Genomic DNA, 8,285 nt, shown 5'->3' on the forward strand with positions numbered 1-8,285 from the left:
GTTCCCCGCGCCCCTAAAAGCACCAGCCCCGCCGTCTTTAGGGGCGCGGGGAACTGCGCGACAAGCCGAAGGGCTGCCGCAGACGGCAAAGCACCGTCCGTGGCAGCCCAGTAGCCGCAAAACAACCTACCTACCGCAGGCGAGCCATCAGCGCGTGCTCCACGAGCGTGATGAGCGCGCTCTTCGCGTCCGCACGGTGACGGGCATCGGTCGTGATGATCGGCGTGTCCGGGCCGATCTGGAGCGCCTCCCGGACCTCGTCCGGGTTGTACGGCTGGTTCCCGTCGAAGCCGTTCAGGGCGATCACGAAGGGCAGCCCGGAGTTCTCGAAGTAGTCGACAGCCGGGAAGCAGTCGGCAAGGCGCCTCGTGTCAACGAGGACGATCGCACCGATCGCACCCCGCACGAGGTCGTCCCACATGAACCAGAAGCGGTCCTGGCCGGGCGTACCGAAGAGGTACAGGATCAGGTCCTGGTCCAGGGTGATACGGCCGAAGTCCATTGCCACCGTCGTGGTGGTCTTGTCCCCCGTGTGCGTGAGGTCGTCGATGCCCGCGGACGCGGACGTCATCACGGCCTCGGTACGCAGCGGATTGATCTCCGAGACGGCCCCGACGAACGTGGTCTTGCCCACGCCGAAGCCGCCCGCCACCACGATTTTCGCGGACGTGGTGGAGCGGGAAGGCCCTCCGCTAGAGCTTGCGAAGTCCACTGAGCACCCTTTCGAGCAAAGTCACGTCTGGCTGGCCGCCGGCGTTCTCGTCGCCGCCGGGCTGATGAATGGCGACCAGGCCTGCCTCCGCCAAGTCGGCGACGAGGATCCTGGCCACGCCGAGGGGGATGGTCAGCAACGCCGAGATTTCGGCCACCGACTTGATCTCTCGGCAGAGGTTGCAGATCCGCTGATGCTCGGGCAACTGGCCCTGCATCTGGTGCGGCTGCGCAGTGGTGTGCACCAGCGCCTCGATGGCGAGCTGGTAGCGCGGGCGGGTCCGGCCGCCCGTCATGGCGTACGGACGCACCAGGGGGTTGCTTGCGCCCCCGGCGGGCGACGGCTCCGGAGAGCGCCGCTGCGGCTGCACTGGCTGAATACGGGGGGCCGGCGGCTGGTCGTACGGCGACGGCCCGGGACCCTGCGGGTTCTGGGGTGCGTACGGCTGCTGCCGACGGTGACTCGGTGCGGAGGGGAAGTTGTACCGGTTCTGGTCACCCTGACCCTGGCCGCCCTGACCCTGGCCGGGGCCGTACGACCAGTTGCCCGAGGACGAACCGCCTGGGGGTGTTGCCACTTTCTTCTCCTCCTCCGACTGTGCCGGGGCACCGCATCACTGTGGAGCCGCGTCCGAAACCTACCGTCCCGGGACGCCAAAACGCACCGTCTGTCTGCTAGTTGAGAAGGCTCCCTTGGAGCTCCGCACGCAGATCGGGTGTCAGGACCGTACCGGCACGGTCGACCAGAAGCGCCATCTCGTACCCAATGAGACCGATGTCGGCCTCCGGATGTGCAAGGACCGCGAGCGAAGAACCGTCGGAGACGGACATGATGAAGAGGAATCCCCGCTCCATCTCCACAACTGTCTGGTTCACGCTGCCGCCCTCGAAGATGCGCGAGGCACCAGCGGTGAGGGAGGTCAGACCGGAGGCGACAGCGGCGAGCTGGTCCGCACGGTCTCGCGGAAAACCTTCGGACATCGCCAGAAGGAGTCCGTCGGCGGAGACCACCACCGTGTGGGACACCCCAGGGGTGTTGTCCACGAAGTTGGTGATCAACCAGTTCAGGTTCTGCGCCGCCTGGCTCATCGGGCTCACACTAACGCTCCTGGTTGTAGGTGCTGTCAGGCCCACCGTGGTGATTCCTGGTGGCCTGGCCGTTCGTGTCACTACCTGCGGTGCGTCCCCGCTGGACGCCCTGGCGCAGGTTGCTCAACCTGCCCCGGATGTCCTCGGGGGCGCGGGAGACCGACGGACCGCCCTGGGGAGTCGCTTCCGCGGCACCCTCGATCAGATTGGCCTTCGGTACCCGGCGCGGCAGGCCGGAGGAGGTTACCCCGCCCGCCTTGGGCTTGCGGAGCGCTGACGCCTGCTGCCAGCGCTCGTCGTTGGCCGAGCGCCAGTCGTCGGGACCGGTTCCGTTGCCGTTCGTGTTGCCGTTCTGCTCTGCGGGGGCCGGCGCCGGAGTCTCCTGGCCCACGTGCTGCCGGGAGGTGCCGTTGCTGGTGCCGCTCGCGGTGGATCCACGGCGGGGGAGCCCGGCATCGGTCAGCGTGTGCGGGGCGGAGGGGGCCGGTCCCGGACGCTCGAAGCCTACGTGATTTCGCTCACTCACGTCACCGGCCTGCGCGGACTCCGTTTCCGGAGCGTACTCGGAGCGGTGTCCGTTCTGGTAACTGTCCGGCTGCGGCCAGTCGTCCTGGTAGCGCCGCTCCTCGAAGGCCGAGAAGGACTCCGGGGCGGAGGCGTGCGCCGGCGCGGGCTCTTCCTGGCCGGGCTCCGCGTACGCGGGCTCGGGGTAGCCGCCGTTGCCGTTCGTGGACGAGTAGCCGTTCGTCGACGGGTAGTCGCTGCCGGCGGAGGTGAAGTCGTCCGTCTGCGGGAAGCCGTTGCTCCCGTTGTAGTACGGCTCCTCGTACGACGGCTGCTGCCGATCCTCGTACGCCGTCTGCTGGTCGTAGCCCGCGAAGGGCTCCTCCAGGGCCGGGGTCTGGCCGTTCGGCGCCGCGGTGAAGTCGTCGCCGTACGCGGGGACCTCGCCGGCCTCGTGCTGGCCCGGCTCGGGGTGCGTCTGGGCCTCCAGCTGCGCCCGGCGCTCCTCGCGCATCAGGGAGCGGCCTACGGGGTCCAGCTCGCGTATGTCGTCCGGGACCTCGGTGTAGCGGCTGTCGTCGAAGCCCAGCTCGGCCGCCGTACGCATCGGCTGCTGCTGGACGGCTCCGAAGCTCTCGCCGACGTACTGCTGCTGCGGCTGCTGCTCCGGGATGATCTGCGAGACGGTGAACTCGTCGCGCTGCAGCTGCTGCTCGCCACCGCCACCGTGGGTGATGGCGTCCGGGAGCATGACCAGCGAGGTTGTACCGGCCTGCTCGCCCGAGGGGCGGAGCTGGACGCGGATGCCGTGCCGGTCGGACAGCCGGCCGACCACGAACAGGCCCATGCGCTGGGAGATCGCGGCGTCCACGGTCGGCGGGTTGGCCAGCTTGTGGTTGATGTCCGCGAAGTCCTCGGCGGTGAGGCCGATGCCCTTGTCGTGGATCTCGACCATGATGCGGCCGTCCGGGAGACGGGTCGCCGTGACGCGGACCTTCGTCTGGGGGGACGAGAACGTCGTGGCGTTCTCCAGCAGCTCCGCCAGCAGGTGCACGAGGTCGGTGACCGCGCGGCCGTGGATCTCGGCCTCCGGTACGCCCGACAGCTCGATGCGCTCGTACTGCTCCACCTCGGAGGAGGCGGCGCGCAGGACGTCGACCAGCGGGACCGGCTGGTCCCAGCGGCGGCCCGGCTCCTCGCCGGCGAGGACCAGGAGGTTCTCGCCGTTGCGGCGCATACGGGTCGCGAGGTGGTCCAGGCGGAAGAGGTTCTCCAGCTGGTCCGGGTCGGCCTCGTTGTTCTCCAGGTCGGTGATGAGGGTCAGCTGGCCCTCGATCAGGGACTGGTTGCGGCGCGACAGGTTGGTGAAGATCGCGTTGATGTTGCCTCGGAGGAGGGCCTGCTCGGCGGCCAGTCGGACCGCCTCGCGGTGGACCTGGTCGAAGGCGCGGGCGACCTCGCCGATCTCGTCCGTGGTGTTGATGGGGATGGCGGCGACCCGGGTGTCGACCCGGCCGGGGTCGGTGCGCGAGAGCTGGTCGACCAGCATCGGCAGACGCTGCTCGGCGATACCGAAGGCGGCGTTGCGCAGCTGGCGCATCGCGCGGCTCATCTGGCGGGCGACCATGCCGGCCAGGATGAACGCGGCGAGCAGGGCGACCACGACGGCCGCACCCACGATGATGGCGTCGCGCTTGGCGTCGTCGGAGATGCTGGACGCTTCGGCCACCGCGGACTTGGAGAGGTCCGACTCCAGCTTGAGGTACGCGTTGTACTTCAGCGTGTTGACCGCCCACCAGTTCTGGGGCGTGATGCCGCTCGCCGCGAGCTGGGCGCGGGCACTGGCGTCGGTCGAGGAGAGCGCGGCCAGGGCCGAGATCATCTTGGTGGGGTCGGACGGCGGCGCGACATACGTCTCGCCCTTGGCCGCGGCGGCCTGGGCGGCCTGCTCGGCCATCTCCTTGCCCGTCGCGGTGACCTGGGCGGTCGCGTCCTCCAGCTTCTTGGCGTCCTCGGCGGTACCGCCCGCGATGTACTCCGCGACGGCGATCCGCTCCAGGTACGCGTACGAGGAGAGCGCGATGCGCTGGGCCTGGAAGCTGCTCGCGCTCGGGCCCGGCTTGATCAGCAGGTGCATGCCGATGGAACGCTCCAGCGACACGGACGCCTTGGTGAGCGAGATCGCGTACACGGTCCGGCCGTAGGCGGTGATGTTGCCCGTGCCCAGACCGAGCTCGTTGGAGAACTCCATCAGCGTGTGCGTGATGGCGGTGTAGCTCTCCTCGGACTGCACGCCGGTGAGCTTCGAGGTGTAGGCGGCCGCGCGGACAGTCTCCAGCTGGGGCTCGACCTCGCGGAACAGCTTCAGCCGGCGCTCGACACTCGGCTTGTCCGGGATGTTCTGCACGGCGGCGTCGAAGGCGTCGGCGGCCTTGTCGGTGGCCGCACGGGCCTTCACGACCGTCGCGTCGTCCTGGCCCTTGCCCTGGAGCAGGGGTGCCGCGGTGATGTCACGCTCCTGGAAGAGCGCGTCGCCGTAGTTCAGGGCGGCCTGCACGACGCGTGCGGTCTTCTCCGCGTCCTCGGCCTCCTGCCAGGTGTCGATCGAACTCTTCACCTGGAAGCCGCCCATGACGAGGCCGACCACCACGGGTATGAGCAGGATCGCGTTCAGCCTGGTCGGCACGCGCCAGTTGCGCGGGGAGAAACGGCCGCCGCTCGGAGCGGGTGGGGCCGTCGGCTCCGAGCCGGGCACAGGGGCGGACGCCGCTCCGCGCGGCGGCGGGGTGAAGTTGCCCCGGGCCGACGGCTCGGGACCGTTCTTGCTTCGCCTCACTCGACCAACAACCTCTCGGCGGAAGGCACCATCGTTGTGCCGCAGTCTCTCAGAGCCGGTAAGTCAAAGACCCCCGGTAGGGGTACGTCTTTGACTATTAGGCAGTTCAGGCATTCCAGCACGTCAGCCTTCGCACTTCCAAACAGTGGAATGCGAAGATCCGTAGTGATGTAAGCCCCAGATAAAACGGTCATAAAGAACGAGCCCCGCCAAAAGGCGGGGCTGATGTGAGCGCAGCGAGACCAGGTGACCGCGACGCGTGGCCGTACCACCAGATATCTCTGTCGAAACGTTATGAACACCGGGGCCGACCGTGTCAAAGGCCACAGCCGGCTCCGGTGTATCTACGACAACTGCCGTACGGCATCGTTGACTTGGTTACCGCAGGCGTGCCATGAGCGCGTGCTCGACCAGCGTGATCAGCGCGCTCTTGGCATCCGAGCGGTGCCGGGCGTCCGTCGTGATGATCGGCGCGTCCGGCCCGATCTGGAGCGCCTCGCGCACTTCTTCGGGGTTGTACGGCTGGTGCCCGTCGAAGCCGTTGAGGGCGATGACGAACGGCAGGCCGCTGTTCTCGAAGTAGTCGACCGCGGGGAAACAGTCCGCGAGCCGGCGGGTGTCGACCAGGACCACGGCGCCGATCGCGCCGCGCACCAGGTCGTCCCACATGAACCAGAAACGGTCCTGACCCGGCGTACCGAAGAGGTACAGGATCAGGTCCTGGTCCAGGGTGATACGGCCGAAGTCCATGGCCACCGTCGTGGTGGTCTTGTCCCCGGTGTGGGTGAGGTCGTCGATGCCCGCCGAGGCGGACGTCATGACGGCCTCGGTGCGCAGCGGGTTGATCTCCGAGACGGCGCCCACGAACGTGGTCTTGCCGACGCCGAAGCCACCCGCGACCACGATCTTCGCGGAGGTGGTCGCCCGGCCCCCGTCAGAGCTTGCGAAGTCCACTGAGCACCCTTTCGAGCAGTGTCACCGCTGGTGCACCGCCGTTGTTCTCGTCGCCGCCCGGCTGGTGGATGGCGACCAGTCCGGCCTCGGCAAGGTCCGCGACCAGGATGCGGGCCACGCCGAGCGGCATGGTGAGGAGCGCAGACACCTCTGCCACCGACTTGACCTCACGGCACAGGTGGCAGATGCGCTGGTGCTCGGGGAGCAGTCCCATGAGCGCCGCCGGGTCGGCCGTGGTGCTGATCAGGGCCTCGATGGCGAGCTGGTAGCGCGGCCGGGTCCGGCCGCCGGTCATGGCGTAGGGCCGTACCAGCGGCTGGTCGCCCTCGTCCTCGTACGTATGAGCGTACGGATCGTGAGAGGCGGTGGGCGGGGTCATGAATCCTCCGGGCGGGACAGCGTCGGTCAGTCGTGCCGTCTGACATGGCCGGTGGGGGGATTGTGTCGGCCGGACGGTGTTTTGGTGAGACGGGTGGATCCGGAGCGGTCAGTGGAGCAGACTGCCCTGTAGTTCGGCGCGCAGGTCCGGGGTGAGCACTGCGCCCGCCCGGTCGACCAGCAGCGCCATCTCGTAGCCGACAAGGCCGATGTCGCAGTCCGGGTGGGAGAGGACCGCCAGAGACGATCCGTCCGAGACGGACATGAGGAAGAGGAAACCCCGCTCCATCTCGACGACCGTCTGGGCCACCGTGCCGCCTTCGAAGATGCGCGAGGCACCCGCGGTGAGCGAGGTGAGCCCGGAGGCGACGGCGGCGAGCTGGTCGGCGCGGTCACGCGGGAAACCTTCCGACATCGCCAGAAGGAGACCGTCGGCGGACACGACGACGGTGTGGGACACACCCGGGGTGTTGTCCACGAAGTTGGTTATCAACCAGTTGAGGTTTTGTGCCGCCTGGCTCATCTGGCTCAACTAACGCTCCTGCTGGTGAGTGGGGCTGGGGAAGCTGCCCGTCTGGTCGGAGCCGGTACCGGCCTGCCGACCCTGGGCGATGCCCCTACGGAGATTGGTCAGCCGGCCGCGCACGTCATCGGGCGCGCGTGAGACCGCAGGACCGCTTTGGTGCTGTTGCTGCTGAGCCGTACCCGGTACGAGGTTCGCACGCGGGACCCGGCGCGGAAGGCCGGAAGTAGTGACGCCACCGGCGGCCGGCTGGCGGACGCGCTCGGCCTGCCGGATCAGCTCGTCGTTGGGCGAGCTGCGCCAGGAGCTGGTAGCGGCCGGCGCGGTCGCCGGACGCGGGGGAGTCGGCGCGGAGGACGGCTGCGGGGGAGCCGAACCGTTCCCGTTGCTGACGCCGTTGGTACCGGCACCGTTGGTGCCGTTGGTCTGCGGCCGGCCGCCCTGCTGACCCTGCCCGTGGAACCAGTTGGTCTCCAGGGTGTCGTACAGCGGCGTCCGTCCGTCACCCGGGCTGCTCGCCGGGGGCAGTGCCTCCGGCTGCGGCGGGCGCGGCGGGACCGGCGGACGCGAGCCGCCGAAGTCACCGGGGCCACGGCCCGCGCCCGGCTGGGGGCGCTCGAACTGGCCGGTGGACGACGGGTCCTGCTGGCGGCGCGGCACCGGACCCCGGCTGTCGAAGGGGGCCGGCGGCGCGGGGAACTGGCCGGTCGAGCCGTTGTCGTACCCGGTCGGCGCCGGGAACTGACCCGTCGAACCGTTGTCGTACGACGGCGGCCCGAACTGCCCGTTGTTCTGCGGGCTCTGCGGTCCGCCCGCCGGGGTGCCGAAGACGTCCGAGCGGACGAACGACCCGGTGTTCTGCTGGCCGTTGGTGTCGGCGGGGCCGAAACCGGGCACGGCGAACTGGCCGGTGTCCGAAGGACCGCCAGGACGCGGGGCGTTGAAGTCGGGGCGGGCGAACTCGGAGGTGGCGGCCGGGTTCTGGAGATCGTCGATGCGCGGAAGCGCCGGCATCTCCGAGGTCGCGGCCGGGTCCTGGCGGCTGTCGATGCGAGGCATCCGCGAGGTGGAGTCCGGCTCTTCGTGACCGCGCGGGGTGTCCAGCGAGGCACGCGGCACCGGAGGCTGTGCGTTCTCGTCGCTCCAGCTCGGCCGCGACGGCGCGTTGCCGTTGCCGCCGGGCAGCTCCGGACGGGCCGAGGTGAAGGCCGGCGACTACACGATCGCCTGCAAGCCCGGCATGAAGGGCGACGGCATCCGCCAGGCCGTCAAGGCCACCGGCGGTACGGT

At 69.3% G+C, this 8,285-nt stretch carries 7 protein-coding genes and 1 pseudogene; all 8 read right to left on the bottom strand.

Going from position 1 to position 8,285, the window contains the following annotated elements:
* Positions 1 to 130: 130 nt before the first annotated feature.
* On the bottom strand, positions 131 to 712 hold the full coding sequence (locus tag ACWCRB_RS47605) for a GTP-binding protein (protein WP_026248371.1): 582 nt from the start codon (positions 710 to 712) through the stop codon (positions 131 to 133).
* Entirely contained in the window at positions 693 to 1,289 is a 597-nt protein-coding gene (locus tag ACWCRB_RS47610; RefSeq protein WP_369037135.1) for a DUF742 domain-containing protein, read from the bottom strand. The genes ACWCRB_RS47605 and ACWCRB_RS47610 overlap by 20 nt, the downstream gene beginning before the upstream one ends.
* A 97-nt stretch (positions 1,290 to 1,386) precedes the next feature.
* A complete protein-coding gene (locus ACWCRB_RS47615; RefSeq protein ID WP_005479603.1) occupies positions 1,387 to 1,800 on the bottom strand; it encodes a roadblock/LC7 domain-containing protein in 414 nt (137 codons plus the stop codon).
* 10 nt (positions 1,801 to 1,810) lie between these two features.
* Complete coding sequence (locus tag ACWCRB_RS47620; RefSeq protein ID WP_451002042.1) at positions 1,811 to 5,140, bottom strand: sensor histidine kinase; 3,330 nt, start codon at positions 5,138 to 5,140, stop codon at positions 1,811 to 1,813.
* Positions 5,141 to 5,518: 378 nt separating this feature from the next.
* Positions 5,519 to 6,094, bottom strand: coding sequence for a GTP-binding protein (locus ACWCRB_RS47625; protein WP_006375318.1), 576 nt, complete (start codon positions 6,092 to 6,094; stop codon positions 5,519 to 5,521).
* Positions 6,075 to 6,473, bottom strand: a complete 399-nt coding sequence (locus ACWCRB_RS47630; protein ID WP_450402383.1) for a DUF742 domain-containing protein — start codon at positions 6,471 to 6,473, stop codon at positions 6,075 to 6,077. Before ACWCRB_RS47630 ends, ACWCRB_RS47625 begins: the two co-directional genes overlap by 20 nt.
* A 108-nt stretch (positions 6,474 to 6,581) precedes the next feature.
* The gene (locus tag ACWCRB_RS47635) at positions 6,582 to 6,995 is read right to left on the bottom strand and encodes a roadblock/LC7 domain-containing protein (RefSeq protein WP_044471908.1); all 414 of its coding nucleotides are present in this window, start codon (positions 6,993 to 6,995) and stop codon (positions 6,582 to 6,584) included.
* Positions 6,996 to 7,004: 9 nt separating this feature from the next.
* Positions 7,005 to 8,192, bottom strand: a pseudogene (locus tag ACWCRB_RS47640) (nitrate- and nitrite sensing domain-containing protein); the annotation flags it as partial.
* Positions 8,193 to 8,285 lie beyond the last annotated feature (93 nt).

Source organism: Streptomyces sp. NPDC002156 (assembly GCF_053593675.1).

Coding starts and splice junctions, on each gene's coding strand:
- ACWCRB_RS47615 (WP_005479603.1), bottom strand. CDS start 1,800: ATGAGCCAGGCGGCGCAGAACCTGAACTGGTTGATCACCAACTTCGTG.
- ACWCRB_RS47630 (WP_450402383.1), bottom strand. CDS start 6,473: ATGACCCCGCCCACCGCCTCTCACGATCCGTACGCTCATACGTACGAG.
- ACWCRB_RS47635 (WP_044471908.1), bottom strand. CDS start 6,995: ATGAGCCAGGCGGCACAAAACCTCAACTGGTTGATAACCAACTTCGTG.